This window comes from Pseudomonas sp. M1 (assembly GCF_022760135.1).
In the GTDB taxonomy this organism is placed as follows: domain Bacteria; phylum Pseudomonadota; class Gammaproteobacteria; order Pseudomonadales; family Pseudomonadaceae; genus Pseudomonas; species Pseudomonas citronellolis.
Genome location: NZ_CP094343.1, coordinates 6,312,388 through 6,334,810, shown reverse-complemented (window position 1 = coordinate 6,334,810; position 22,423 = coordinate 6,312,388). Strand labels below are relative to the sequence as shown.

Sequence of the window (22,423 nt, the reverse complement as noted above, 5' to 3'; positions counted from 1 at the left end):
AAGCCATTCATGTTTGGTTCCAACGACGACAAGAAGGCCCCGCAGGGCGGGGAGAAGAAAGGCCTGTTCAGCTGGTTCCGCAAGAAACCCCAGGCCGAAGAAACCGTAGCGCCAGCCCCCGAGGCCGAGGCGGCTGCCGCGCAGCCGGCGGAAAGTCCGGCGCAGCCTGAGCAACCCGCGGCGGCCCCGGCGGCCGACGCGCCCCGTCCGGCCCCTGTCGACGAGCTGAGCACGCCGCTGCCCGTGGCCCCTGCCGAGCCGTTGGCGCCGGCGCCGCAGGCCGAAAGCGTGCCGGCCGAGCCGCTGGAGCCTGTTCGCCCGGCCGAGCCGCAAGCGCCCGTCGAGCCGCAGCCCCCTGTCGAGGCGGTCGTGCCCGTGGTCGAGCCTGTCCCGGCTCCGGCTCCGATTGCGGAGCAGCCGGCGGTCGCCGAGCCCGCGCCCGTCGCCGTCGAGAAGCCCGCCGCTCCGACCGAAGCAGCCAAGCTCGGCTTCTTCGCCCGCCTCAAGCAGGGCCTGTCGAAGACCAGCGCCAGCCTCGGCGAGGGCATGGCCAGCCTGTTCCTGGGCAAGAAGGCCATCGACGACGACCTGCTCGACGAGATCGAGACGCGCCTGCTGACCGCCGACGTCGGCGTCGAGGCCACCACCGCCATCGTGCAGAACCTGACCCGGCGCGTGGCGCGCAAGGAGCTGGCCGACAGCGAGGCGCTGTACAAGGCCCTGCAGGAAGAACTGGCCGGCCTGCTGCGCCCGGTGGAACAGCCGCTGGCCATCGCGGCCGGCAAGCAGCCCTATGTGATCCTCGTGGTCGGGGTGAACGGCGTGGGCAAGACCACCACCATCGGCAAGCTGGCGAAGAAGCTGCAGCAGGACGGCAAGAAGGTCATGCTGGCTGCCGGCGACACCTTCCGCGCCGCTGCCGTTGAACAGCTGCAGGTGTGGGGCGAGCGCAACAGCATCGCGGTGATCGCCCAGCACACCGGCGCCGACTCGGCCTCGGTGATCTTCGACGCCGTGCAGGCCGCCAAGGCCCGTGGCGTCGACGTGCTGATCGCCGACACCGCCGGGCGCCTGCACACCAAGGACAACCTGATGGAAGAGCTGAAGAAGGTGCGCCGGGTCATCGGCAAGCTGGACGACACGGCTCCCCACGAAGTCCTGCTGGTGCTGGATGCCGGCACCGGGCAGAACGCCATCAACCAGGCCAAGCAGTTCAACAACGCCGTGGAACTCACCGGCCTGGCCCTGACCAAACTGGACGGCACCGCCAAGGGCGGGGTGATCTTCGCCCTGGCCAAGCAGTTCGGCCTGCCGATCCGCTACATCGGCGTCGGCGAAGGGATCGACGATCTGCGCACCTTCGAGGCCGACGCTTTCGTCCGTGCATTGTTCGAGACCCGGGAGACCGCATGATCCGCTTCGAGCAGGTCGGCAAACGCTATCCCAACGGCCACGTCGGCCTGCATGACGCCTCGTTCCGCATCCACCGCGGCGAGATCCTCTTCGTCACCGGCCACTCCGGCGCCGGCAAGAGCACCCTGCTGCGGCTGATCCTGGCGATGGAGCGGCCGACTTCCGGCAAGCTGCTGCTCGGCGGCCAGGACCTGGCGCGCATCACCACCGCGCAGATTCCTTTCCTGCGCCGGCAGATCGGCGTGGTGTTCCAGAACCACCAGCTGCTCAACGACCGCACGGTGTTCGACAACGTCGCCCTGCCGCTGCAGATTCTCGGCCTGCCCAAGGCGGAGATCGCCCAGCGGGTGGAAGCGGCGCTCGACCGCGTGAGCCTCAAGGAAAAGGCCGAGGACCTGCCGTCGGACCTCTCCACCGGCCAGCAGCAGCGCGTCGGCATCGCCCGCGCGGTGGTGCATCGCCCGGCCCTGCTGCTCGCCGACGAGCCCACCGGCAACCTCGACCCGCGCCTGGCCTCGGAGATCATGGGCGTGTTCGAGGACATCAACCGCCTCGGCACCACCGTGCTGATCGCCAGCCACGACCTGGCGCTGATCGCGCGCATGCGCCATCGGATGATCACCCTGCAGCGCGGGCGGATCATCGCGGACCGCGAGGAGGAGGCCTGATGAACGATCAGCAACTGCCGCACGCTCCGGAAGAGGGCACGCAGCCGAAGAAGAGCCGCGAGCGCGTGGAGAAGGAATCCACCGACTGGGGCCAGCTGTTCAGCGCCTACGGCGAAAGCCATCGCGCCAGCCTGGTGGACAGCCTCAAGCGGATGTTCGGCCACCCCTTCGGCAGCTTCTTCACCTGCCTGGTGATGGGCATCACCCTGAGCCTGCCCATGGGCCTGTCGCTGCTGCTGGGCAACGTCGAGCGCCTGGGCGGCTCCTGGCAGCGCGCGGCGCAGATTTCCCTGTACCTGGACCTGAAGACCAGCGAGAGCCAGGGCCAGGACCTGCGCGAACAGATCGAGCGCATGCCCGACGTGATCGAGGCGCAGCTGATCAGCCGCGAGGACGCGCTGAAAGAGCTGCAGGAACAGTCCGGCCTGGGCGAGGCGCTCAAGGAGTTGCCGGAGAACCCGCTGCCGGCGGTGATCTCGGTGACGCCCAAGCAGGTCGACCGCAACCAGCTCGATGCCCTGCGTCAACGCCTGGCCGAGCTGCCGGGTGTACAACAGGCGCAACTGGACCTGGTGTGGGTCGAGCGGCTGTCGGCCATCCTCAAGCTGGGCGACCGCTTCGTCTTCGGCCTGACCGTGGTGCTGGTGCTGACCCTGCTGCTGGTGATCGGCAATACCATTCGTCTGCATATCGAAAACCGCCGTAACGAAATCGAAGTGATCAAGCTGGTCGGCGGGACCGACGGCTACGTGCGTCGGCCCTTCCTTTATATGGGCGCGCTCTACGGCCTGGGCGCCGGCATCCTGTCCTGGGCCCTGCTGGAGTTCGGGCTGAACTGGCTGAACGCCTCGGTGGTCAACCTGGCCGGCCTCTACGGCAGCGATTTCACCCTGGCCGGCGTGCCCTTGAACGACGGCCTGTCGCTGACCATAGGCGCGGTGCTGCTGGGCTGGATCGGCGCCTGGCTGGCCGTGGCGCGGCACCTGCGGGAGCTGGCGCCGCGCTGACAAACGACTGATTTGCCCGGTTTTCTTCAAGGCTGTAAAGGAACTTTTACACCCGCTTGCAGTCAGATCGCTCAGTGCTACACTGCGCGAGTTTCGTGAATCGGAGGATTCGCATGACCACTTCTTTGCAACCTGTCTATGCCCTGGCTCCCGGCGCGAACCTGGAAGCCTACGTGCACTCGGTGAACAGCATCCCGCTGTTGACGCCGGAGCAGGAGCGCGAACTGGCCGAACGCCTCTTCTATCAGCAAGATCTGGAAGCGGCACGGCAAATGGTGCTGGCGCACCTGCGCTTCGTCGTGCACATCGCCCGGAGTTATTCCGGGTACGGCCTGGCCCAGGCCGATCTGATCCAGGAGGGCAACGTCGGCCTGATGAAGGCCGTGAAGCGCTTCAACCCGGAAATGGGTGTGCGTCTGGTGTCCTTCGCCGTGCATTGGATCAAGGCGGAAATCCACGAGTTCATCCTGCGCAACTGGCGGATCGTCAAGGTCGCCACCACCAAGGCGCAGCGCAAGCTGTTCTTCAACCTGCGCAGCCAGAAGAAGCGTCTGGCCTGGCTGAGCAACGACGAAGTCGAACGCGTCGCCGAGAGCCTGGGCGTGGAAGCTCGGGAAGTGCGCGAGATGGAAAGCCGCCTGAGCGGCCAGGACATGGCTTTCGACCCGGCGGCCGACGCCGACGACGACAGCGCCTACCAGTCGCCGGCGCACTACCTGGAAGACCATCGCTACGACCCGGCGCGCCAGTTGGAGGAAGCGGACTGGAGCGACAGCTCCACCGCCAGCCTGCACGAGGCGCTGGAAGGCCTGGACGAGCGCAGCCGCGACATCCTCCACCAGCGCTGGCTGGCCGAGGAGAAGGCGACGCTGCACGACCTGGCGGCCAAGTACAACGTGTCCGCCGAGCGCATCCGTCAGTTGGAAAAGAACGCGATGAACAAGCTCAAGGGGCGCATCGAGGCATAAGCGCCCGCTGCACCGCTAGACTGAAGACCGCACCCCTCGGGGTGCGGTTTTTTTCTGCCCGCGAATGCCCGGAGACCCGATGCCCCGACTACGCCCGGCCCATGGCCTGCTGATCCTCGCCTTCGCCCTGCTGGCCTTCGCCGCCGGCCTGTGGGTGGCGCGCTCCACGGCGCCGCTGCCGCCCCCGGCCTGGCTGGAGGACTGGCAGCGCGAGGTGTTCGGCCCCCTGGCCGACGGCACCCTGGACCTCGGCCAGTTACACAGCTGGCAGGAAGGTGCGCTGTGGCTGACCCGCGACCAGCAGGGCGCCCAGCTGAGCTACCGCGGCACTCTGGGCACGCCCGACGGGCCCTGGCGCATGGAGGCCGAGCTGGTGCTGAGCGACGAAGAACGCAGCAGCCTGCAGAAGGCCACGGGCATAGCGCCGGGGGCGCCCGATCAGCCGCTCAGCGACGCCATGCTGGAACAACTGCGCCGGCAGGCGGTGGCCTCGGTGCTGCTGGCGCCCAGCCAGACGCTGAGCGTCGGCCGCCTGGTGGCCAGCTTCGGCCCGCCGCGCCTGCGTTTGCAGACCGACGGCGGCGAGGCGTGGATCTACCCCGAGCGCGGTCTGACGCTGCTGCACCGCAATGGCGAGCTGGTCTGGCTGCAGGTGGTGCCGCGCGAGAGTCTGGCGCACTGAGCGTGGCTCAGCGCAGGCGCTCCAGGTAGTCGGGGCCGCCGAGCTGCCACATCTGCTGGCGGATCCAGGCGGCGCGCTGGCGCACGTAGCCGCTGGGGCGCGCGGCGCTCCACTGGCGCGGGTTGGGCAGCACCGCGGCGAGCTGCGCGGCCTGCTGCGCCGACAGGCGGCTGGCGTCGACGCCGAAGTGGTGGCGCGCGGCGGCCTGGGCGCCGAACACGCCGTCGTCCCACTCGGCGCTGTTCAGGTAGACCTCGAGGATGCGCTGCTTCGGCCAGAGAGTTTCCAGCAGCACCGTGAACCAGGCTTCCAGGCCTTTGCGCAGCCAACTGCGGCCGGACCAGAGGAACAGGTTCTTGGCGGTCTGCTGGCTGATGGTGCTGGCGCCGCGGAGGCTCTTGCCGCGACCGTTGTGGGCCAGGGCCTGCTCGATGGCCGGCAGGTCGAAGCCGTGGTGCTCGGCGAACTTCTGGTCCTCCCCGGCGATGACCGCCACCTTGAGGTTGTCGGAAATCGCGTCCCAGCTGCGCCAGTCGCGCTGCAGGTCGATGGGCTGGCCGTTGAACCAGGACTGCACTTTGCGCTCGACCATCAGCATGCTGCCCGGCGGCGGCACCCAGCGCAGGACGACGACCACGGCCACGCTGCCCAGGGCGAAATAGACGAGGAACTTGAACAGGCGGCGGAGTAGGTTACGCATGCTGGGGTTTGCCCGGGCGATAGTGCGCGTCATTATAACGGGCTTGACCCTCCAGTGAGTTTTCCCATGCTGCGTACCTTCTTGCTGTTCGCCGCCTTCTTCGGCTTCACCGGCGTGGCCCTCGGCGCCTTCGCCGCCCACGGCCTGAAGAGCCGCCTGAGCGCCGACTACCTGGCGATCTTCCAGACCGGCGTGCACTACCAGATGCTCCACGCCCTGGCCCTGTTCGGCGTGGCGCTGCTCTCGGCGCACCTGGGCGGCCGCCTGGTGGGCATCGCCGGCGGGTTCTTCGTCGCCGGCATCCTGATCTTCTCCGGCAGCCTCTACCTGCTGACCCTGACGTCCACCCCGGTGCTCGGCGCCATCACGCCCATCGGCGGCGTCTGCTTCCTCGCCGGCTGGCTGTGCCTGGGCCTGGCGGCCTGGAGGCTGGCGGGCTGACCCGGACGTCAGAATCGCCGGCCGATGACCCGCTTGCGCCTTGGTCATCGCCGGCTCTCGGGCTAGAATGCCCACCCCCTCCAATCGCGACGGTGCTGCCCATGCGTATCCAGTTGAACGGCGAACCCTACGAGCTGCCCGACGGCCAGAGCGTGGCCCACCTGCTCGAACGCCTGGAACTGGGCGGGCGCCGCGTCGCGGTCGAACTGAACCTGGACATAGTGCCGCGCAGCCAGCACGCCGCCACCGCCCTCAAGGAGGGCGACCAGGTGGAGGTGGTGCACGCCATCGGCGGCGGCTAGGCCGTCGCTTCCCCGATTCAGGCCCCGCCCCACCCGCTTTTGCTGAGGAAAGATCCGATGAGCCAAGCCTCTTCCACCCTGCCGGTCGACAAGCCTTTCACCCTCGCCGGGCGCACCTATGAATCGCGCCTGCTGGTCGGCACCGGCAAGTACCAGGATCTCGACGAGACGCGCCGCGCCATCGAGGCCTCCGGTGCGCAGATCGTCACGGTGGCGGTGCGCCGCACCAACATCGGCCAGAACCCCGACGAGCCCAACCTGCTCGACGTGATCCCGCCGGACCGCTACACCATCCTGCCGAACACCGCCGGCTGCTACGACGCCGTGGAAGCCGTGCGCACCTGCCGCCTGGCCCGCGAACTGCTGGACGGCCACAACCTGGTCAAGCTGGAAGTGCTGGCGGACCAGAAGACGCTGTTCCCCAACGTCGTGGAAACCCTCAAGGCCGCCGAAGTGCTGGTCAAGGACGGCTTCGACGTGATGGTGTACACCAGCGACGATCCGATCATCGCCCGCCAGTTGGCCGAGATGGGCTGCATCGCGGTGATGCCGCTGGCCGGCCTGATCGGCTCCGGCCTGGGCATCTGCAACCCCTACAACCTGCGCATCATCCTCGAAGAGGCCACGGTGCCGGTGCTGGTCGACGCCGGCGTAGGCACCGCTTCCGACGCCACCATCGCCATGGAACTGGGCTGCGAGGCGGTGCTGATGAACACCGCCATCGCCCACGCGCAGAACCCGGTGATGATGGCCGAGGCCATGAAGCACGCCATCGTCGCCGGTCGCCTGGCCTACCTGGCCGGGCGCATGCCGCGCAAACTGTACGCCAGCGCCTCCTCGCCGATGAGCGGCCTGATCGGCTGACCCCGGCGCGGCGCCCCGAGCGGGCCGGTTCGCCAAGCGCGGGCCGGCCCGTCGTCACTTTCACTGCCCCGTTTTTTCCAAGGTCCGAACATGAGCGATACCCAGCAGCCCCAGGCCGAGCAGGCCACCGACCGGCCGATGCGCACCATCAAGAGCTTCGTGATGCGCGCCGGGCGCATGACCGAAGGCCAGCAGCGCGGCCTCGACCAGGGCTGGCCGCGCTTCGGCCTGGAACTGGCCGACGGCCCGCGCGACTTCGACCAGGTGTTCGGGCGCAAGGCCCCGCGCACCTTCGAGATCGGCTTCGGCATGGGCCACGCCACCCTGGAGATGGCCGCCGCGGCGCCGGACCAGGACTTCATCGGCGTCGAAGTGCACCGCCCGGGCGTGGGCGCGCTGCTCAACGGCATGCTGACGCAGAATCTCACCAACATCCGCGTCTACAGCTGCGACGCCCTGGAAGTGCTGCGCGACTGCGTGGCCGACGCCAGCCTGGACCGCGTGCTGCTGTTCTTCCCCGACCCCTGGCACAAGGCGCGCCACCACAAGCGCCGCATCGTCCAGCCGGCCTGGGCGGAGCTGGTGCGCAGCAAGCTGAAGGTCGGCGGCGTCCTGCACATGGCCACCGACTGGGAACAGTACGCCGAGCACATGCTGGAAGTGATGAACGCCGCGCCCGGCTACCGCAACCTGTCCCCGGACAACACCTACGTGCCGCGCCCGGAAGAGCGCCCGGTGACCAAGTTCGAACGCCGCGGCGAGCGCCTGGGCCATGGCGTCTGGGACCTGAAGTTCCAGCGCGTCGATTGAGCCATCGAAACGTCCTATATGGGAATGGCGTGGGTGGGGCGGCGCGTGTCGACTGCGCCGCAATGCTTTTCGTAGGATGGGTTGAGCCTGCGAAACCCATGCGGCCGTGGTGATGGGTATCGCTTCGCTCAACCCATCCTACGAGGGCGTTCCCCTGCCCCTGTAGGGCCCTGCCCGCGATATCGCGCGCAGGGCGCGCTCCTACATGGCAATGGCGTGGGCGGGGCGACAGCGTGTCGACTGCGCCGAGGTGCTCTTCGTAGGATGGGTTGAGCCTGCGAAACCCATGCGGCCGCGGTGATGGGTATCGCTTCGCTCAACCCATCCTACGAGGGCATTCCCCTGCCCCTGTAGGAGCGGGCCCTGCCCGCGAATCGCGCGCAGGGCGCGCTCCTACCCCGGAATCAGTCGATCAGCTCCGCGCCGACCACCGTGATGTCCGGCAGGCTCAGCGGCGCCGGGGTTATCTGCAGGTACTTGATGCTGCTGCGCGGGATCAGCAGCAGGTCGCCGTCCACCTCGATGCTCAGGCAGGGCGACTCCAGCTGCTTGCGGATGCCCTGCGCCACCTCCACCGGGTCCTCGCTCTGTTGCGGGAAGCGCAGCGCCAGGCGCTGGCCGTCGACGAAGTGCAGGTACAGGTGCTTGATCGGTTTCATGGCGTTTCCCCAGCTGCGCGTTGGCTACTGGGGAAACACTAGCAGGCCTGTCAGCTGCGGTCGGCGATCATGCCGATGATGAAGAACAGCAACAGCAGCACCGGCGCCAGGGTGTAGTTGTTGAAGTAGTTCAGGCCGTGGGCCACCCAGGGGGTGACGAAGACCATGGCCAGGCCGTAGCCCACGGCGCAGATGAGCACGAACAGCAGGGTGCGGAAGACGAAGTTGAGGCTGCCGATGCGCTGCTGCACCCAGGCGTTGATCGCCGGGCCGAACAGCACCAGCAGGGTGGCCATGATCGCCAGGGCGATATCGGACAGATGGCTGCGGCTCCAGCGGGAGGCGCTGGCGATCAGGTCGAGGGCGAAGTCCATGCAGGCTCCTTGGTCGGGGGCGGTCGACGGGGGAGTTTACCCGAGCGACAGGTGGGTGGTTCAGCTGTCGGGCTTTTTTCGCAGCAGCAGTTGCAACGTCTTCCAGGCCAGTTTCTTGTCGCGCAGCAGCAGAAGCTGCTTGATCAGGCGCAGCGGCAGGTGGCGCCGGTAGCTGGCGAAGAGTTCGGGGCGGTGCTGGCTGTAGTAGCGGTACTCCGATTCGTAGATGCTTTCGTAGCGGGCCCGGGATACCTGGTTGCGGCTGCTGATCGAGAGGTTCTGGCGGATTCCCGCGGCCATGACGTAGACCTGCTTGCCGTCGGACAGCGCGCGGTGGAAGGCCCAGTGGTCCAGGTAGTCCAGCGGGAAGGCGGGATTGAAGCCGCCGACCCGGTCCAGCCAGGTCGTGCGCCAGCAGGCGCCGGAGTTGATCGCGGTCATCTGCTGCCTGCGATAGCCGGTCTCGATGCCCTCCGCACTGGCGCGGACACGGCTGTTGTCCATGGGCGAGACCTGGCGCTGGCCATCGCTGACCCGCGGCACCAGGCAGACGCAATCGGCGGCCAGGCCGTCCGCCCGTTCTGTCAGCTCGTGGAAATACGCCTCGGGCAGTCGGGTGTCCTGGTCGAGCAGCAGCAGCCAGTCGTGGCCTTGCTCGCAGGCGTCGCGCAGCGCCAGGTTGTAGGCGGCGGCGAGGCCCGGGTTGCTCGGGTCGTGTCTGTAGTTCACGGCGATGGGGTATTCGCCGGGCGGCAGCGCCTGGGGCGTCGGGCTGTTGTCGTGGATGACCAGACTGAAGTCGTGGGCGGCCAGCAGGGCCTGGTTCTGCATGAGGCTGCGGAAGCTCTCCGAGTCGCCGAGCTTCTGCTTGTAGATCACCAGGACGATGGTCGCTCGCATGCCGCGCGCAGGCCTCAGGGCAGGAACTGCTGCAGCAGGTCGTTGAGGAACAGCTGGCCGCGCTCGGACGGCCGCAGGCGCTCGTCGTCCTCGGCCAGCAAGCCCTGGGCGCGGGCTTCGCGGCAGGCTTCGGCGATGGCTTGCAGCGGCAGGCCGGTGCGCTGCTCGAACAGCTCTGCCGGGACGCCGTCCACCAGGCGCAGGGCGTTCATCATGAACTCGAAGGGCAGGTCGGCCGCTTCCAGCAGCCGTTCGCCGGCCTGGAAGGCCTTGGCCGGGTTCAGGTAGTCCTTCGGCAGGCGCGTCTTCCAGGTGCGCAGAATGCGGCCTTCGGGGCTGCTGAGCTTGGCGTGGGCGCCGGCGCCGATGCCGAGGAAGTCGCCGAAGGTCCAGTAGTTGAGGTTGTGCCGGGCGCGCAGGCCGTCGCGGGCGTAGGCCGAAGTCTCGTACTGGAGGTAGCCGGCTTGCGCCAGGCGGGCCTGGCCGGCTTCCTGGATTTCCCAGAGGGCGTCGTCTTCCGGCAGTTCCGGCGGCTGGCTCCAGAACACCGTGTTCGGCTCCATGGTCAGCTGGTACCAGGACAGGTGCGTCGGGGCCAGGGCGATGGCCTGCTCCAGGTCGGCCAGGGCGTCGGCCACGCTCTGGTCGGGCAGGCCGTGCATCAGGTCGAGGTTGAAGTTGTCGAAGCCGGCGCGGCGCGCCATGTCCGCCGCGCGCACCGCCTCGTCGCCATCGTGGATACGCCCCAGGGCCTTGAGCTTGTCGGCCTGGAAGCTCTGCACGCCGATGGACAGGCGGTTGATGCCTAGGGCCCGGTAGTCGGCGAACTTGGCCTGTTCGAAGGTGCCGGGGTTGGCCTCAAGGGTGATTTCGATGTCGTTTTCGAAACCGACTTCGCGCTCCAGGCCTTCGAGGATGCGCCCCAGGGCACTGGCGGAGAACAGGCTGGGCGTGCCGCCGCCGAAGAAGATCGAGGTCAGCCTGCGGCCGTGGACGTGCTGCCGGTCAGCCGCCAGGTCGGCCAGTAGCGCCTGGACGTAGGCGTCCTCGGGCAGCTCCGGGCCGGCGGCGTGGGAATTGAAGTCGCAGTACGGGCATTTGCGCACGCACCAGGGGATATGAATGTAGGCCGACAGGGGCGGGAGCTGAAAGCCGGAAGCTGGAAGCTGGTGGCTTTGAGCTTTGAGCTTCGAGCTTTCAGCTGCTTTCATAACCCCAACCGCTGCTTCAGCAGGGCCATGGCGCGGGCGCGGTGGCTCAGGCGGTTCTTCTGTTCGGGGGGCAGTTCGGCGCTGGAGCAGCCGCTTTCCGGCACCCAGAACAACGGGTCGTAGCCGAAGCCGTGCTCGCCGCGGGCCTCGTGGAGGATGCTGCCTTCCCAGATGCCTTCGCAGAGGATCGGCAGCGGGTCGTCGGCATGCCGCACCAGGGCCAGGACGCTGACGAACTGCGCGCCGCGCTGGTCGTCCGGCACGCCCTGCAGGGCGTCCAGCAGCTTGGCGTTGTTCGCCGCATCACCCTTGCCGTCGGCGTAGCGCGCGGAGTAGATGCCCGGCGCGCCGCCGAGGTAGTCCACCGCCAGGCCCGAGTCGTCGGCCAGCGCCGGCAGCCCGGAGATGCGCGCGGCGTTGCGCGCCTTGAGGATGGCGTTCTCGACGAAGGACAGGCCGGTTTCCTCTGGCTCCACGTCACTGAACTCGCCGATCGAGCGCACCTTCACGTGGGCGCCCAGCATGGCCTGGAGTTCCTTGAGTTTGCCGGCGTTGTGACTGGCCAGCACCAGTTGTTCGAGCTTGATCATTCGTCTGGGTAGATTTCCTGGAGGAACTCGAAGCTTTGCGGGGCTTCGGAGCCTTTCTGTACCTGGATGTCGAAGGTCAGGGTGTCACGGCCTTCGATGGGGAACTGGGCGATGTGGTAGACCGCGCCTTCTTCCACCACGCGCTTGAAGGTCAGCGGGATCGGCTGGCCCATGAGGTTCTTGGCGGTGCCGGAGACGGTGACCTGGGCCGGCTTGCCGCTGGCGTCCAGCGGCACGATGTTGACCACGCCCTGGGCCTTGCTGCGCACCACGCCGACGGCCGCGGCGACCTTGGGTTGGAGGAAGCTGGAGTTGTAGACGCTGTAGTGGACCTTGAGGTCCCCCAGCGTGGTGGCCTGCTCGGCGAAGGCCGGCAGTGCCAGGAACAGGCAGAACAGCAGGGAGGCTAGGCGGCGCATGGTTTTCTTCTCCTGGGTTCGGGGCCCCGGGCGGTTCAGACGGCGATGCGGTGGTCCGGCAGGCTTGGACCGCTGACCCGGTAGATGCCGATTTCACCCAACAGATTAGGCCAAACTCGGCACGACCAGCGATGACGGTGGTCACGATCCACCGCCAGGCGGTCGAGCACCCGCAGGCGCTTCTCGCGGCACAGCGCCTCGAAGTCCTTGAAGGTGCAGAAGTGGATGTTCGGCGTGTTGTACCAGGTGTAGGGGAGGAATTCCGACACCGGCATGCGGCCGTTGCGCGCCAGGTACCAGCGGCAGCGCCAGTGGCCGAAGTTGGGGAAGGTGATGATGCAGGTGCGGCCGACGCGGAGCATTTCCTCGAGGATCCTGTCCGGGTAGTGCACGGCCTGCAGGGCCTGGGTCATGACCACCACGTCGAAGCTGTTGCTGGCGAAGCTGCCGAGGCCCTTGTCCAGGTCCTGCTCGATGACGTTCACGCCGCGTTCGACGCACTTGGCGATATTTTCGCTGTCGATTTCCAGGCCGTAGCCGGTGACCTGCTTGTGTTCGGCCAGCCAGGCGAGCAGTTCGCCGTCGCCGCAGCCCAGGTCGAGCACACGGCTGCCGGCGGGGATCCAGTCTTGGATGATGTCCAGGTCGGCGCGCATGGGGCTTCCTTATACGCTGATGCGGTTCATGTAGGCGCTGAAGGCCTGCAGGTAGCGGGGGATCGGCATGAGGAAGGCGTCGTGGCCCTGGGGTGCATCGATCTCCAGGTAGCTGACGTTCTTCTTCGCCGCGATCAGGGCGTCAACGATTTCCCGCGAGCGCGCCGGGGAGAAGCGCCAGTCGGTGGTGAAGGACATCAGGCAGAAGTCCGCCTTCACCCCGGCCAGGGTGCGCACCAGGTCGCCGTCGTGGGCGGAGGCCGGGTCGAAATAGTCCAACGCCTTGGTCATCAGCAGGTAGGTGTTGGCGTCGAAGCGGGTGGAGAATTCCTCGCCCTGGTAGCGCAGGTAGCTCTCGACCTGGAATTCGACGTTGTAGAGGTCGTAGTTGAGCTTCTCGGCCTTGCGGTCGCGGCCGAATTTCTCGCCCATGGCGTCATCGGACAGGTAGGTGATGTGCCCGACCATGCGCGCCAGGCGCAGGCCGTGGCGCGGGATCACGCCCTGTTCCTGGAAGTGGCCGCCGAGGAACTCCGGGTCCGAGAGGATGGCCTGGCGCGCCACTTCGTTGAAGGCGATGTTCTGCGCCGAAAGCTTGGGCGCGCTGGCGATGCACAGGCAGTGGCGCACGCGCTCGGGGTAGCTGATGGTCCACTGCAGCGCCTGCATGCCGCCGAGGCTGCCGCCGACCACGGCGGCCCACTGATTGATGCCCAGGCGGTCGGCCAGGCGCGCCTGGCTGTTGACCCAGTCTTCCACGGTGACCACCGGAAAATCGGAGCCGTAGATGCGCCCGGTCTCCGGGTCGAGGCTGGTGGGGCCGGTGGAGCCGTTGCAGCCGCCGAGGTTGTTCAGCGCGACCACGAAGAACTTGCGGGTGTCGATGGCCTTGCCCGGGCCGATGCAGCTGTCCCACCAGCCCGGCTTGCGCTCGTCGGGGCTGTTGTAGCCGGCGGCGTGGTGGTGGCCGGAAAGCGCATGGCAGATCAGCACGGCGTTGCTAGCCGTGGCGTTCAGCTCGCCGTAGGTCTCGATCACCAGCTGGTATTTGGGCAGCGTCCTGCCGCTGGCCAGGGCCAGGGGTTCGCTGAAGTGCAGCGTCTGGGGAGAGACCAGACCGACGGAATCTTCGGGGAAGACTGTTGGCATCGACCCAGCTCATGAATAAAAGGAGGGCGCCAGTCTAAAGAGGGTGGCCAGAGAGGGCAAGGTTGCTCAGCCAGGCAGGTTCTGGCGGATTTTCAGCGCCCATTCCGGGGTTTCGGATTCATCGCAGTAGCATTTGGAAAGTCGCCCGTCGCGGGTTCTGAATAGCAGGCGAGGTTCCTGTCGATCCACGGAGTTGTCGAACACGTAGAGTCGGTCCACCCAATTGGCCAGTGCATCGCAATTGACTATGGATTTGAAGTAGCGCGAGACGATTTTGCTGATGCGCACTTCGTGGCCGCCATCCATATAGCGGAAAGTGATGCGTGAGGCATTGATGGCTGGGTGCGTAGTGCTGACGAAAAATACCCTGACGAAATAGCCGGCATCCTTGGCCCGAGCGATGAAGTCCAGTTTGTCGTCCGTGGAAAGCACCGTCTCGAAGGCCAGGCTCGTCCCCTCGACCAAGGCTTTCTCACGCAGTTGCTGGGCCTTGTTGGCCGCTTCGATGGCTGCCTCTTCGGAGTTCCAGCCCCCGAATTCCCGTTCGGCGATTTCATCCGGATTGATGAAGATGCAGCCTTCCAGCCACTGATGTTCGCGAAGCTGCTCGGTGATGGAGGTCTTGCCGGAGCCATTGGGGCCGGCGAAGACGATCAGCCTGGGTTTTTCCATGCTTCAGGTTTTGGGCTGGGGGCGCTGGTCACGACGCTTGCGGCTGTCTTCGAAAGCGGCGTTCAACGATGCCCTGAGCTGCTGGTCGACGCGGGATATCCGCTGCCGGGCGGCCTGACGAACCTCGCTCAGCAGGTCGGACAACTGCTCCTCGCTGGGTTCGTTGGGGTTGGAGATCAGGTTGTAGTTCGACATGGGCGGTACTCCCCATCGATAGGACTTTCCGAGCATAGGGAGTCTGCCTGGAAAAACCAAGTTCAGGCGCGCTGCGAGCCGGGCAGGGCGACCACGCGGGCCTGGCGCTGCAGCGGCGAGGGGCGGCGCAGCAGGCGGAGGATTTCCGAGGCTTCGGCCAGCTGTTTTTCCAGTTCTTCCTGGTAGCGCGCCATGAGCAGGGCGCGCTGGCGCACCTGCTGGGTTTCCTGGGCCAGGGCCTTCAGGCGCAGCATGTGGGTTTCCAGCAGCTGCTTGTTCTCCAGGGTGTACTGCATCAGCGGCATCAGGGCGTCGGTGGCCCAGCGCTCGACTTCCTCGCGCACGCGCTGGTGCAGGAGGATGACTTCCTGGGCCAGGGTGGCGATGAAGCGCCGCGTCAGCAGGCGCTGTTCGGTGAGCAGGGTCTTGAGCTGCAGGCGGAAGCGGTCGGCCTGCTCGCGCAGCCGGGCCAGTTCGCGCTGGTAGGCGGCGACGTCGAAGCGCGGGGCGTCCAGGGCGTTCAGCGGGTTTTCCTGGTTGTGCCGCTGGTAGATGGCCTCGACCATGCGGTTACCCAGCTCGGCCTCGTGCTGCAGGCTGTGCAGGTCGCCCTCCACGGCCTGGAAGAAGTTCAGGATGGCCTGGTTGATGCCCAGGGTGGTCCAGCTGCCGCGCAGTTTCTCGTGGACCTTGGCCAGGTGCCGCTCCAGGCGTTCGGCGCGCACGGTCTGGCCGAGCAGCTCGCCCTGGCGGCGCAGCAGGCGCTGGTTGGTCTTCAGGTTGAGCAGGCGGCGGTGGTGCAGGCCGTGGTCTTCCTTGGTCCGCGCGGTCAGCTCGAACAGCAGCTGGCCGCTGTCCTGCTGCTGGCCTTCGAGCTGCGCCTGCTGTTCGCGCAGGCGCTCCAGGCGGGCGCGCAGGCTGTGCTGGCTGTTGTTCAGCAGGGCCAGCACCTGGCCGAGCACCGCGCCCTCCAGCAGGCGCTCCTTGTCCGCCACTATGCGCTCGCAGAGCAGGTTCTCCAGGTTTTCCAGCTGGCTGCGGGCGAGCAGTTCGGCGTCCTTGCGCACCTTGGCCAGCAGCGCCTGCTTGGCCGACAGCGGCAGCACGCTGTCGCGGGGGATGCCCAGCTGCCGCGCGGTGGCGTCGCGGATGCGCTGGATGGCGTTGTGCACGAAGGTATCGCCGGCCAGGTCGTCCCAGAGCACGTCGACCTTGTTCAGTACCGCGTACAGGGTGCACTGGCCGTCTTCCACCAGGTGCCGCACGTGGTCCTGCCAGACCGCCAGGTCCGAGGCGGTGACGCCGGTATCGGCGGCCAGCAGGAAGACCACCGCCTGGGCGCTGGGCAGCATCGACAGGGTCAGTTCCGGCTCGCTGCCCAGGGCGTTCAGCCCGGGGGTGTCGAGGATGCGCAGGCCCTGGCGCAGCAGCGGGTGGTCGAAGTTGACCAGGGCGTGGCGCCAGGCCGGCACGCGCACGTGGCCGGGGCGTTCGGCGGCTTCCAGCATGTCCGGGAGGAAGCCCAGCTGGATCGCTTGCTCCACCGGCAGGCTCTTGGTCCGGGCGGTCTGCGCGAAGGCCTGGGCCATGTTGGCCGGGTCGGAGGTGTCCAGTGGGATGTTCACCCAGTGCCGCGGCACCTGCTTGAAGCGGGCGATGCTGGCGTCGGCCACCCGTGTCTCGATGGGCAGCAGGCGGATGTAGGGGCGTTCGGAGCGCGGGTCGAAGAAGATCTCGGTGGGGCACATGGTGGTGCGCCCGGCCTGGGAGGGCAGCATGCGCTGGCCGTACTCGGAGAAGAACAGGCTGTTGATCAGCTCGGTCTTGCCGCGGGAGAACTCGCCGACGAAGGCCAGGGTGATGTGGTCCAGGCGCAGCAGGCGCAGGGCGCGCTCCAGGCGCGCGTCTATGTCCGCGCTGTTCAGCCGGCTCTGCTCCAGCCAGCTGCGATAGCGGATGATGTCCCGGACCAGTTCCCGCTTCCAGGTGACGTAGGCGTCGATCTGCTGACTGAGTCGCTCCATGCTCATCCAGGCGGTCCTGTGGCTTGCGCTTCCTGCGCGGGGGAAGAATGCTTGGATTATGAAGCGCGGCGAGGTGGCGTCAATTGGCCTTCATCACATTCCTATATGTAAGGTCGGTCAAGCCGACCGAGCGGTTATCCCCAGCTCGGCCGGCAGCCGTGTCGGCCGGGGGATGCGCACGCGTTTCTGGCGGTTCAGCTCGCCGCTCTCGAGTATTACCGCGCTTTTCGGCACGCCGAAGGCCTTGCCGAGGAACGCCAGCAGGTGGGCGTTGGCCTTGCCCTCCACCGGCGGGGCGGTGAGGCGGATCTTCAGGCGCTCGCCGTGCAGCCCGGCGAACTCGTCGCGGCTCGCCTTGGGCTGCAGGTGGCAATCGAGGATCAGGTCCTCGCCGTCCCAGCGGTAGAAGCTCATTACATGAATGGGCTCAGGATCTGCGGCATGCCGGTCATGGCGGCGAGGTTGCCGATCACCAGCATGTCGAGCAGCTTCAGCGCGATGAAGGCGAAGATCGGCGAGATATCCAGCCCGCCGAGGTTCGGCAGCAGCTTGCGGAAGGGCGCCAGCAGCGGCTCGCAGATCTGGTTCACCAGCTGCGCGCCGGGGTTGTAGCTGCCCGGGGCGACCCAGGAGAGGATCACGCTGATGATCAGGGCGAAGAAGAACACCTTGAGGAACAGCGAGGTCACGGCGATCACCGACCACACCAGCAGTTGCAGGACGTAGCCGCCGACGCCGTAGCCCATCAGCGTCAGGGTGACGATCATCAGCACCAGCTGGACCAGGATGGCCAGCACCAGGGACGCCAGGTCGATGCCGCCGAAACCGGGGATCACCCGGCGCAGCGGGTTCAGCAGCGGCTTGGTGGCGCGCACGATGAACTGGCTCAGCGGGTTGTAGAAGTCGGCGCGCACCAGCTGCAGGATGAAGCGCAGCAGGACGATCAGCAGGTAGAGGCTGCCGAGGGTCTGGATGACATAGATGGCAGCGGTGGAAAGTCCGGTCATGTAAGGCTCCTCATTGCCCCAGTTGTTCGGCCAGTTCGGCGGAACGGTGGTCGGCGGCGGCCAGGGCGCGCTCGACCAGTGCTTCGAATCCATTGCCCTGGAAGGAGGTGATGGCGGCTTCGGTGGTGCCCTTGGGCGAAGTCACGCGGCGGCGCAGCTCGGCCGGGCCGACGTCGCTGGCCACCGCCATGCGCGCGGCGCCCAGGGCGGTCTGCAGGGTCAGGCGGGCGGCGACTTCGTGGCTCAGGCCGAGCTTCTCGCCGGCGGCGGTCATGGCTTCCATCAGCAGGAAGAAGTAGGCCGGGCCGCTGCCGGAGACGGCGGTGACGGCGTCGATCTGCTTCTCTTCGTCCAGCCACAGGGCGATGCCCACGGCGCCCAGCAGCTGTTCGGCCTGCTGACGCTGGGCCGGGCTGACCTGGGCGGTGGCGTACAGGCCGCTGGCGCCTTCGCCCAGCAGCGCCGGGGTGTTGGGCATGCAGCGTACCAGCAGCTCGGTGCCCAGCCAGCGCGACAGGCTGGCGCAGGGAATGCCGGCGGCGATGGAGACGATCAGCTGGCCCGGTTCGAGCAGCGCGGCCAGGGGCTCGCAGACCTGCTTCATGACCTGCGGCTTGACCGCCAGGACCACCACGTCGGCGCCGGCGATGGCGCTGGCGTTGTCCTCGAACACCTCGATGCCGTGCTCGGCGGCGATCTTCGCGCGCTGTTCGGCGCCCGGGTCGCTGGCGCGGATGTGGCTGGCGGGCACGCCCTGGGCGCGCAGGCCACCGATCAGGCTGGCGGCCATGTTGCCGGCGCCGATGAAAGCGATGCGGGTGCTGCTCATGGGTTGTGTTCCTTGATCAAGAATGGGGACCGTAGTCGCGCGCGCCGAACAGCGCGGTGCCGATGCGCACCCAGGTGGCGCCTTCGGCGACGGCGGCTTCGAGGTCGTGGCTCATGCCCATGGACAGGGTGTCCAGGCCGAGGTTCAGGGCAGTCAGGAGTTCCCGCAGGCGGGCGAAGGCGGCGCGCTGGGCGGCGACGTCCTCGGTAGGTTCGGGGATGGCCATCAGCCCGCGCAGCTTCAGGTTGGGCAGGGCGGCCACGGCGCGGGCCAGGGCCGGCAGTTCCTCGGGGGCGCAGCCGGACTTGCTGGCCTCGCCGCTGACGTTCACCTGCAGGCAGACGTTGAGCGGCGGCAGGTGCGCCGGGCGCTGTGCGGACAGGCGCTCGGCGACCTTCAGGCGGTCCACCGAGTGCACCCAGTGGAAGTGCTCGGCAATGGGCCGCGTCTTGTTCGACTGGATGGGGCCGATGAAGTGCCAGGTGAGCGCCAGGTCGGCCAGTTCCACCTGCTTGCCGAGGGCTTCCTGCAGGTAGTTCTCGCCGAAATCGTCGAGGCCGGCGGCATGGGCTTCGCGGATGTCGGCGGCGGGCTTGGTCTTGCTCACCGCCAGCAGCGCAACGCTGCCCGAAGGCCGCCCGCAAGCTTGCTCCGCCTCACGGATACGCTCGCGAACCTTTGCAATATTCTCTGCTATCGTGGACATTACCTGCGCTCTGAGGCCCGGCTGCTGCAAGTTCAGCGGCATTCTACCTGCTTGCATTGGATTGGGGAGTCCCATGGATATTACCGAGTTGCTCGCCTTCAGCGCCAAGCAAGGCGCTTCGGACCTGCACCTCTCGGCCGGCCTGCCGCCGATGATCCGCGTCGACGGCGACGTGCGCCGCATCAACCTGCCGCCGCTGGAGCACAAGCAGGTGCACGCGCTGATCTACGACATCATGAACGACAAGCAGCGCAAGGATTTCGAGGAATTCCTGGAAACCGACTTCTCCTTCGAAGTGCCGGGCGTGGCGCGTTTCCGCGTCAATGCCTTCAACCAGAACCGCGGCGCCGGCGCCGTGTTCCGGACCATTCCCTCCAAGGTGCTGACCATGGAGGACCTGGGCATGGGCGAAGTGTTCAAGCGGGTTTCCGACGTGCCGCGCGGGCTGGTGCTGGTGACCGGGCCGACCGGCTCGGGCAAGTCCACCTCGCTCGCGGCGATGCTCGACTACCTGAACAACACCAAGTACAGCCACATCCTCACCGTCGAGGACCCGATCGAGTTCGTCCACGAATCGAAGAAGTGCCTGGTCAACCAGCGCGAGGTGCACCGCGACACCCTCGGCTTCAACGAGGCGCTGCGCTCGGCCCTGCGTGAGGACCCGGACATCATCCTGGTCGGCGAGATGCGCGACCTGGAAACCATCCGCCTGGCGCTGACCGCCGCGGAAACCGGCCACCTGGTGTTCGGCACCCTGCACACCACCTCCGCGGCCAAGACCATCGACCGTATCGTCGACGTGTTCCCCGCCGAGGAGAAGGCCATGGTCCGTTCCATGCTCTCCGAATCGCTGCAGGCGGTGATCTCCCAGACGCTGCTGAAGAAGATCGGCGGCGGCCGGGTGGCGGCCCACGAGATCATGATCGGCACCCCGGCGATCCGCAACCTGATCCGCGAGGACAAGGTGGCGCAGATGTACTCGGCCATCCAGACCGGCGGCGCGCTGGGCATGCAGACCCTCGACATGTGCCTCAAGGGCCTGGTCGCCAAGGGCCTGGTGACCCGCGACGCGGCGAAGGAAAAGGCGAAGATTCCGGAAAACTTCTGATTCTCCCCGGGCCCGGTGCCCGGCCAGGCGGCGCGGCACACGCACGGGCGGCCTGGATGACAGTCGAATCGCACAGTGCGTGAACGAATCAGGTTGGATCGATCATGGAATTCGAGAAGCTTCTGCGGCTGATGGTGGAGAAGGGCGCCTCGGACCTCTTCGTCACCGCCGGCGTGCCCCCGTCGATGAAGGTCAACGGCAAGGTGCTGCCGGTGACCAAGACCCCGCTGTCGCCCGAGCAGACCCGCGAGACGGTGCTGGCGGTGATGAACGAGCAGCAGCGCCGCGACTTCGCCGAGCACCACGAGTGCAACTTCGCCATCAGCGCCCGCGGCATCGGGCGCTTCCGCGTCAGCGCCTTCTACCAGCGCAACCTGGTGGGCATGGTGTTGCGCCGCATCGAGACCAACATCCCGACCATCGAGGACCTCAAGCTGCCGGAGATCCTCAAGAAACTGGCCATGACCAAGCGCGGGCTGGTGATCTTCGTCGGCGCCACCGGCACCGGCAAGTCCACTTCGCTGGCGGCGATGATCGGCTACCGCAACAAGAACTCCACCGGGCACATCATCTCCATCGAGGACCCGATCGAGTACATCCACCAGCACCAGGGCTGCATCGTCACCCAGCGCGAGGTGGGGCTGGACACCGACACCTTCGAGGTGGCGCTGAAGAACACCCTGCGCCAGGCGCCGGACGTGATCATGATCGGCGAGGTGCGCTCGCGCGAGACCATGGAGCATGCCGTGGCCTTTGCCGAGACCGGTCACCTGTGCCTGGCCACCCTGCACGCCAACAACGCCAACCAGGCGCTGGAGCGGATCATCCACTTCTTCCCGGCCGACCGGCACCAGCAGATCTGGATGGACCTGTCGCTGAACCTCAAGGCCATCGTCGCCCAGCAACTGGTGCCGACCCCGGACGGCAAGGGCCGCCGCGCGGTGATCGAGGTGCTGCTGAATACTCCGCTGGCCGCTGACCTGATCCGCAAGGGTGAGGTGCATGAGCTCAAGCCGCTGATGAAGCGCTCCACCGAGCAGGGCATGCAGACCTTCGACCAGGCGCTGTATCAGCTCTACTCCCAGGGCGAGATCACCTATGAAGATGCCCTGGCCTATGCCGACTCGGCCAACGACCTGCGGCTGATGATCAAGCTCGGGTCGGAGACCGATGCCGACCACCTGTCGAGCATGACTCAGGGGCTGACCCTGGAGCTGAGCGAAGACGATCCGAATCGCCGCTTCCGCTGAGCAGCTCCCTCGCCGCAACCCGCAATTATCGTGAACGCCGGAGCGTAGGGCGAACAACCGTTCGCGGTTATCCGCCGATACACGGAGGTCTCGGCCCGCGCCCAGGTCAATCCTGGAGTCGCCGGGGGCCAAGGCCAAACGGCGGATAACGCCATAGGCGTTATGCGCCCTACGGTCCTTTGCCCGAAAAGCCTGTCAGCGGCTTTGTATTCCCCGCGACTTTTCTTACAGTGGCGGTAAACCCGCCGCGATCGCGCCGGTCGAATCCAGGAATCCCTGCCAAGGAGCGCTCCATGCCCAATACCCCCGACACCCACAGCAAGCTCATCGGCTACCTGCTGTGGATCTTCGGCTTCACCGGTTCGCACCGCTTCTACTATGGCAAGCCGGTCAGCGGGACCATCTGGTTCTTCACCCTCGGGCTGTTCTTCATCGGCTGGATCATCGACCTGTTCCTGATCCCCTCGATGGACGACGAGGCCGACCTGCGCTACCGCAGCGGCGCCCTGGACTACAACGTGGCCTGGATCCTGCTGACCTTCCTCGGTGTGTTCGGCGTGCACCGCATGTACATGGGCAAGTGGCTGACCGGCATCCTCTACCTGTGCACCGGCGGCCTGTTCTTCCTCGGCGTGCTCTACGACTTCTGGACGCTCAACGCCCAGGTCTCCGAGCGCAACGGCCCGCAGCGGCTGTAAGCGTTCCTTGCCGGAAAGCCCGCCTTCCCAGGCTGTGTGAAAACCCGAGCGGCTCTTCGAAGAGTGCGTTCCTACGTGAAATCTGAAAAGGCTTGGCTATTCAGCCAACCCAGAATCCGCG

General features: G+C 67.0%; 28 protein-coding genes. 12 read left to right on the top strand and 16 right to left on the bottom strand.

The features are described from left to right. Positions 1-9: 9 nt before the first annotated feature. From ftsY to PM1_RS28175, 5 genes are all read left to right on the top strand, one after another. Positions 10-1,413 (top strand): signal recognition particle-docking protein FtsY, encoded by a 1,404-nt coding sequence (gene ftsY, locus PM1_RS28195; RefSeq protein WP_009615200.1) that lies wholly within the window; start codon positions 10-12, stop codon positions 1,411-1,413. Continuing rightward, positions 1,410-2,081, top strand: coding sequence for a cell division ATP-binding protein FtsE (gene ftsE, locus PM1_RS28190; protein ID WP_009615202.1), 672 nt, complete (start codon positions 1,410-1,412; stop codon positions 2,079-2,081). Before ftsY ends, ftsE begins: the two co-directional genes overlap by 4 nt. Then, positions 2,081-3,088: a permease-like cell division protein FtsX gene (gene ftsX, locus PM1_RS28185; protein ID WP_009615204.1), complete on the top strand. Its 1,008-nt coding sequence runs from the start codon at positions 2,081-2,083 to the stop codon at positions 3,086-3,088. The genes ftsE and ftsX overlap by 1 nt, the downstream gene beginning before the upstream one ends. 113 nt (positions 3,089-3,201) lie before the next feature. After that, positions 3,202-4,056 (top strand): RNA polymerase sigma factor RpoH, encoded by an 855-nt coding sequence (rpoH, locus tag PM1_RS28180; protein ID WP_009615206.1) that lies wholly within the window; start codon positions 3,202-3,204, stop codon positions 4,054-4,056. A gap of 79 nt (positions 4,057-4,135) precedes the next feature. Continuing rightward, positions 4,136-4,738 (top strand): hypothetical protein, encoded by a 603-nt coding sequence (locus tag PM1_RS28175; RefSeq protein ID WP_009615208.1) that lies wholly within the window; start codon positions 4,136-4,138, stop codon positions 4,736-4,738. A gap of 7 nt (positions 4,739-4,745) precedes the next feature. Here the strand turns inward: PM1_RS28175 and mtgA are convergent, their stop codons facing one another. Further along, complete coding sequence (gene mtgA / locus PM1_RS28170; protein WP_043300404.1) at positions 4,746-5,471, bottom strand: monofunctional biosynthetic peptidoglycan transglycosylase; 726 nt, start codon at positions 5,469-5,471, stop codon at positions 4,746-4,748. Between the two features lie 33 nt (positions 5,472-5,504). Between mtgA and PM1_RS28165 the strand changes: the two genes are divergently transcribed. The 4 genes from PM1_RS28165 to trmB all read left to right on the top strand — a co-directional run bounded on the left by PM1_RS28165 (position 5,505) and on the right by trmB (position 7,855). Continuing rightward, positions 5,505-5,879 carry a DUF423 domain-containing protein gene (locus PM1_RS28165; RefSeq protein ID WP_009615211.1) on the top strand — a complete coding sequence of 125 codons (375 nt, stop codon included), beginning with the start codon at positions 5,505-5,507 and terminating at the stop codon, positions 5,877-5,879. A gap of 101 nt (positions 5,880-5,980) precedes the next feature. Continuing rightward, on the top strand, positions 5,981-6,181 hold the full coding sequence (gene thiS, locus PM1_RS28160; protein ID WP_009615213.1) for a sulfur carrier protein ThiS: 201 nt from the start codon (positions 5,981-5,983) through the stop codon (positions 6,179-6,181). A 57-nt stretch (positions 6,182-6,238) separates the two neighbouring features. Continuing rightward, positions 6,239-7,045: a thiazole synthase gene (locus tag PM1_RS28155; protein ID WP_009615215.1), complete on the top strand. Its 807-nt coding sequence runs from the start codon at positions 6,239-6,241 to the stop codon at positions 7,043-7,045. A 138-nt stretch (positions 7,046-7,183) separates the two neighbouring features. Beyond that, the gene (trmB, locus tag PM1_RS28150) at positions 7,184-7,855 is read left to right on the top strand and encodes a tRNA (guanosine(46)-N7)-methyltransferase TrmB (protein WP_218585327.1); all 672 of its coding nucleotides are present in this window, start codon (positions 7,184-7,186) and stop codon (positions 7,853-7,855) included. A gap of 404 nt (positions 7,856-8,259) precedes the next feature. On the opposite strand, the gene PM1_RS28145 is transcribed toward trmB, so the two are convergent. From PM1_RS28145 to PM1_RS28075, 15 genes are all read right to left on the bottom strand, one after another. Beyond that, positions 8,260-8,514: a hypothetical protein gene (locus PM1_RS28145; protein WP_009615219.1), complete on the bottom strand. Its 255-nt coding sequence runs from the start codon at positions 8,512-8,514 to the stop codon at positions 8,260-8,262. Positions 8,515-8,564: 50 nt separating this feature from the next. Then, on the bottom strand, positions 8,565-8,888 hold the full coding sequence (locus PM1_RS28140) for a DUF3392 domain-containing protein (protein WP_009615221.1): 324 nt from the start codon (positions 8,886-8,888) through the stop codon (positions 8,565-8,567). 60 nt (positions 8,889-8,948) lie between these two features. Then, positions 8,949-9,788 (bottom strand): glycosyltransferase, encoded by an 840-nt coding sequence (locus tag PM1_RS28135; protein WP_009615223.1) that lies wholly within the window; start codon positions 9,786-9,788, stop codon positions 8,949-8,951. Positions 9,789-9,802: 14 nt separating this feature from the next. Then, complete coding sequence (gene hemW / locus PM1_RS28130) at positions 9,803-10,999, bottom strand: radical SAM family heme chaperone HemW (protein WP_009615225.1); 1,197 nt, start codon at positions 10,997-10,999, stop codon at positions 9,803-9,805. Then, positions 10,996-11,589 carry an RdgB/HAM1 family non-canonical purine NTP pyrophosphatase gene (gene rdgB / locus PM1_RS28125; protein WP_009615226.1) on the bottom strand — a complete coding sequence of 198 codons (594 nt, stop codon included), beginning with the start codon at positions 11,587-11,589 and terminating at the stop codon, positions 10,996-10,998. Before rdgB ends, hemW begins: the two co-directional genes overlap by 4 nt. Beyond that, positions 11,586-12,008, bottom strand: coding sequence for a DUF4426 domain-containing protein (locus PM1_RS28120; protein ID WP_009615227.1), 423 nt, complete (start codon positions 12,006-12,008; stop codon positions 11,586-11,588). The genes rdgB and PM1_RS28120 overlap by 4 nt, the downstream gene beginning before the upstream one ends. Positions 12,009-12,043: 35 nt before the next feature. Next, positions 12,044-12,664, bottom strand: a complete 621-nt coding sequence (gene metW / locus PM1_RS28115; protein ID WP_009615228.1) for a methionine biosynthesis protein MetW — start codon at positions 12,662-12,664, stop codon at positions 12,044-12,046. A 9-nt stretch (positions 12,665-12,673) separates the two neighbouring features. Continuing rightward, entirely contained in the window at positions 12,674-13,813 is a 1,140-nt protein-coding gene (gene metX, locus PM1_RS28110; RefSeq protein ID WP_009615229.1) for a homoserine O-succinyltransferase MetX, read from the bottom strand. 66 nt (positions 13,814-13,879) lie between these two features. Continuing rightward, entirely contained in the window at positions 13,880-14,485 is a 606-nt protein-coding gene (locus PM1_RS28105) for a zeta toxin family protein (protein ID WP_009615230.1), read from the bottom strand. A 3-nt stretch (positions 14,486-14,488) separates the two neighbouring features. Continuing rightward, a complete protein-coding gene (locus PM1_RS28100; protein WP_009615231.1) occupies positions 14,489-14,680 on the bottom strand; it encodes a hypothetical protein in 192 nt (63 codons plus the stop codon). Positions 14,681-14,742: 62 nt separating this feature from the next. Beyond that, on the bottom strand, positions 14,743-16,710 hold the full coding sequence (locus PM1_RS28095) for a dynamin-like GTPase family protein (protein WP_009615232.1): 1,968 nt from the start codon (positions 16,708-16,710) through the stop codon (positions 14,743-14,745). A 111-nt stretch (positions 16,711-16,821) separates the two neighbouring features. Beyond that, positions 16,822-17,118, bottom strand: coding sequence for a DUF167 domain-containing protein (locus PM1_RS28090; RefSeq protein ID WP_009615233.1), 297 nt, complete (start codon positions 17,116-17,118; stop codon positions 16,822-16,824). Then, positions 17,118-17,711: a YggT family protein gene (locus tag PM1_RS28085; protein WP_009615234.1), complete on the bottom strand. Its 594-nt coding sequence runs from the start codon at positions 17,709-17,711 to the stop codon at positions 17,118-17,120. The genes PM1_RS28090 and PM1_RS28085 overlap by 1 nt, the downstream gene beginning before the upstream one ends. Before the next feature lie 10 nt (positions 17,712-17,721). After that, complete coding sequence (gene proC / locus PM1_RS28080; protein WP_009615235.1) at positions 17,722-18,540, bottom strand: pyrroline-5-carboxylate reductase; 819 nt, start codon at positions 18,538-18,540, stop codon at positions 17,722-17,724. Between the two features lie 16 nt (positions 18,541-18,556). After that, positions 18,557-19,246, bottom strand: coding sequence for a YggS family pyridoxal phosphate-dependent enzyme (locus PM1_RS28075; RefSeq protein ID WP_024128804.1), 690 nt, complete (start codon positions 19,244-19,246; stop codon positions 18,557-18,559). A gap of 73 nt (positions 19,247-19,319) precedes the next feature. Between PM1_RS28075 and pilT the strand changes: the two genes are divergently transcribed. The 3 genes from pilT to PM1_RS28060 all read left to right on the top strand — a co-directional run bounded on the left by pilT (position 19,320) and on the right by PM1_RS28060 (position 22,302). Then, complete coding sequence (gene pilT, locus PM1_RS28070) at positions 19,320-20,354, top strand: type IV pilus twitching motility protein PilT (protein ID WP_009615237.1); 1,035 nt, start codon at positions 19,320-19,322, stop codon at positions 20,352-20,354. A 104-nt stretch (positions 20,355-20,458) separates the two neighbouring features. Next, the gene (locus tag PM1_RS28065; RefSeq protein WP_009615238.1) at positions 20,459-21,604 is read left to right on the top strand and encodes a PilT/PilU family type 4a pilus ATPase; all 1,146 of its coding nucleotides are present in this window, start codon (positions 20,459-20,461) and stop codon (positions 21,602-21,604) included. Positions 21,605-21,897: 293 nt separating this feature from the next. Next, positions 21,898-22,302, top strand: a complete 405-nt coding sequence (locus PM1_RS28060) for an NINE protein (protein WP_009615239.1) — start codon at positions 21,898-21,900, stop codon at positions 22,300-22,302. The last annotated feature ends 121 nt before the right edge of the window (positions 22,303-22,423 follow it).

What these genes read in the sequence shown, in the direction of transcription:
- ftsY (WP_009615200.1), top strand. Translation starts at nt 10, where the DNA reads ATGTTTGGTTCCAACGACGACAAGAAGGCCCCGCAGGGCGGGGAGAAG.
- ftsE (WP_009615202.1), top strand. Translation starts at nt 1,410, where the DNA reads ATGATCCGCTTCGAGCAGGTCGGCAAACGCTATCCCAACGGCCACGTC.
- ftsX (WP_009615204.1), top strand. Translation starts at nt 2,081, where the DNA reads ATGAACGATCAGCAACTGCCGCACGCTCCGGAAGAGGGCACGCAGCCG.
- rpoH (WP_009615206.1), top strand. Translation starts at nt 3,202, where the DNA reads ATGACCACTTCTTTGCAACCTGTCTATGCCCTGGCTCCCGGCGCGAAC.
- PM1_RS28175 (WP_009615208.1), top strand. Translation starts at nt 4,136, where the DNA reads ATGCCCCGACTACGCCCGGCCCATGGCCTGCTGATCCTCGCCTTCGCC.
- mtgA (WP_043300404.1), bottom strand. Translation starts at nt 5,471, where the DNA reads ATGACGCGCACTATCGCCCGGGCAAACCCCAGCATGCGTAACCTACTC.
- PM1_RS28165 (WP_009615211.1), top strand. Translation starts at nt 5,505, where the DNA reads ATGCTGCGTACCTTCTTGCTGTTCGCCGCCTTCTTCGGCTTCACCGGC.
- thiS (WP_009615213.1), top strand. Translation starts at nt 5,981, where the DNA reads ATGCGTATCCAGTTGAACGGCGAACCCTACGAGCTGCCCGACGGCCAG.
- PM1_RS28155 (WP_009615215.1), top strand. Translation starts at nt 6,239, where the DNA reads ATGAGCCAAGCCTCTTCCACCCTGCCGGTCGACAAGCCTTTCACCCTC.
- trmB (WP_218585327.1), top strand. Translation starts at nt 7,184, where the DNA reads ATGCGCACCATCAAGAGCTTCGTGATGCGCGCCGGGCGCATGACCGAA.
- PM1_RS28145 (WP_009615219.1), bottom strand. Translation starts at nt 8,514, where the DNA reads ATGAAACCGATCAAGCACCTGTACCTGCACTTCGTCGACGGCCAGCGC.
- PM1_RS28140 (WP_009615221.1), bottom strand. Translation starts at nt 8,888, where the DNA reads ATGGACTTCGCCCTCGACCTGATCGCCAGCGCCTCCCGCTGGAGCCGC.
- PM1_RS28135 (WP_009615223.1), bottom strand. Translation starts at nt 9,788, where the DNA reads ATGCGAGCGACCATCGTCCTGGTGATCTACAAGCAGAAGCTCGGCGAC.
- hemW (WP_009615225.1), bottom strand. Translation starts at nt 10,999, where the DNA reads ATGAAAGCAGCTGAAAGCTCGAAGCTCAAAGCTCAAAGCCACCAGCTT.
- rdgB (WP_009615226.1), bottom strand. Translation starts at nt 11,589, where the DNA reads ATGATCAAGCTCGAACAACTGGTGCTGGCCAGTCACAACGCCGGCAAA.
- PM1_RS28120 (WP_009615227.1), bottom strand. Translation starts at nt 12,008, where the DNA reads ATGCGCCGCCTAGCCTCCCTGCTGTTCTGCCTGTTCCTGGCACTGCCG.
- metW (WP_009615228.1), bottom strand. Translation starts at nt 12,664, where the DNA reads ATGCGCGCCGACCTGGACATCATCCAAGACTGGATCCCCGCCGGCAGC.
- metX (WP_009615229.1), bottom strand. Translation starts at nt 13,813, where the DNA reads ATGCCAACAGTCTTCCCCGAAGATTCCGTCGGTCTGGTCTCTCCCCAG.
- PM1_RS28105 (WP_009615230.1), bottom strand. Translation starts at nt 14,485, where the DNA reads ATGGAAAAACCCAGGCTGATCGTCTTCGCCGGCCCCAATGGCTCCGGC.
- PM1_RS28100 (WP_009615231.1), bottom strand. Translation starts at nt 14,680, where the DNA reads ATGTCGAACTACAACCTGATCTCCAACCCCAACGAACCCAGCGAGGAG.
- PM1_RS28095 (WP_009615232.1), bottom strand. Translation starts at nt 16,710, where the DNA reads ATGAGCATGGAGCGACTCAGTCAGCAGATCGACGCCTACGTCACCTGG.
- PM1_RS28090 (WP_009615233.1), bottom strand. Translation starts at nt 17,118, where the DNA reads ATGAGCTTCTACCGCTGGGACGGCGAGGACCTGATCCTCGATTGCCAC.
- PM1_RS28085 (WP_009615234.1), bottom strand. Translation starts at nt 17,711, where the DNA reads ATGACCGGACTTTCCACCGCTGCCATCTATGTCATCCAGACCCTCGGC.
- proC (WP_009615235.1), bottom strand. Translation starts at nt 18,540, where the DNA reads ATGAGCAGCACCCGCATCGCTTTCATCGGCGCCGGCAACATGGCCGCC.
- PM1_RS28075 (WP_024128804.1), bottom strand. Translation starts at nt 19,246, where the DNA reads ATGTCCACGATAGCAGAGAATATTGCAAAGGTTCGCGAGCGTATCCGT.
- pilT (WP_009615237.1), top strand. Translation starts at nt 19,320, where the DNA reads ATGGATATTACCGAGTTGCTCGCCTTCAGCGCCAAGCAAGGCGCTTCG.
- PM1_RS28065 (WP_009615238.1), top strand. Translation starts at nt 20,459, where the DNA reads ATGGAATTCGAGAAGCTTCTGCGGCTGATGGTGGAGAAGGGCGCCTCG.
- PM1_RS28060 (WP_009615239.1), top strand. Translation starts at nt 21,898, where the DNA reads ATGCCCAATACCCCCGACACCCACAGCAAGCTCATCGGCTACCTGCTG.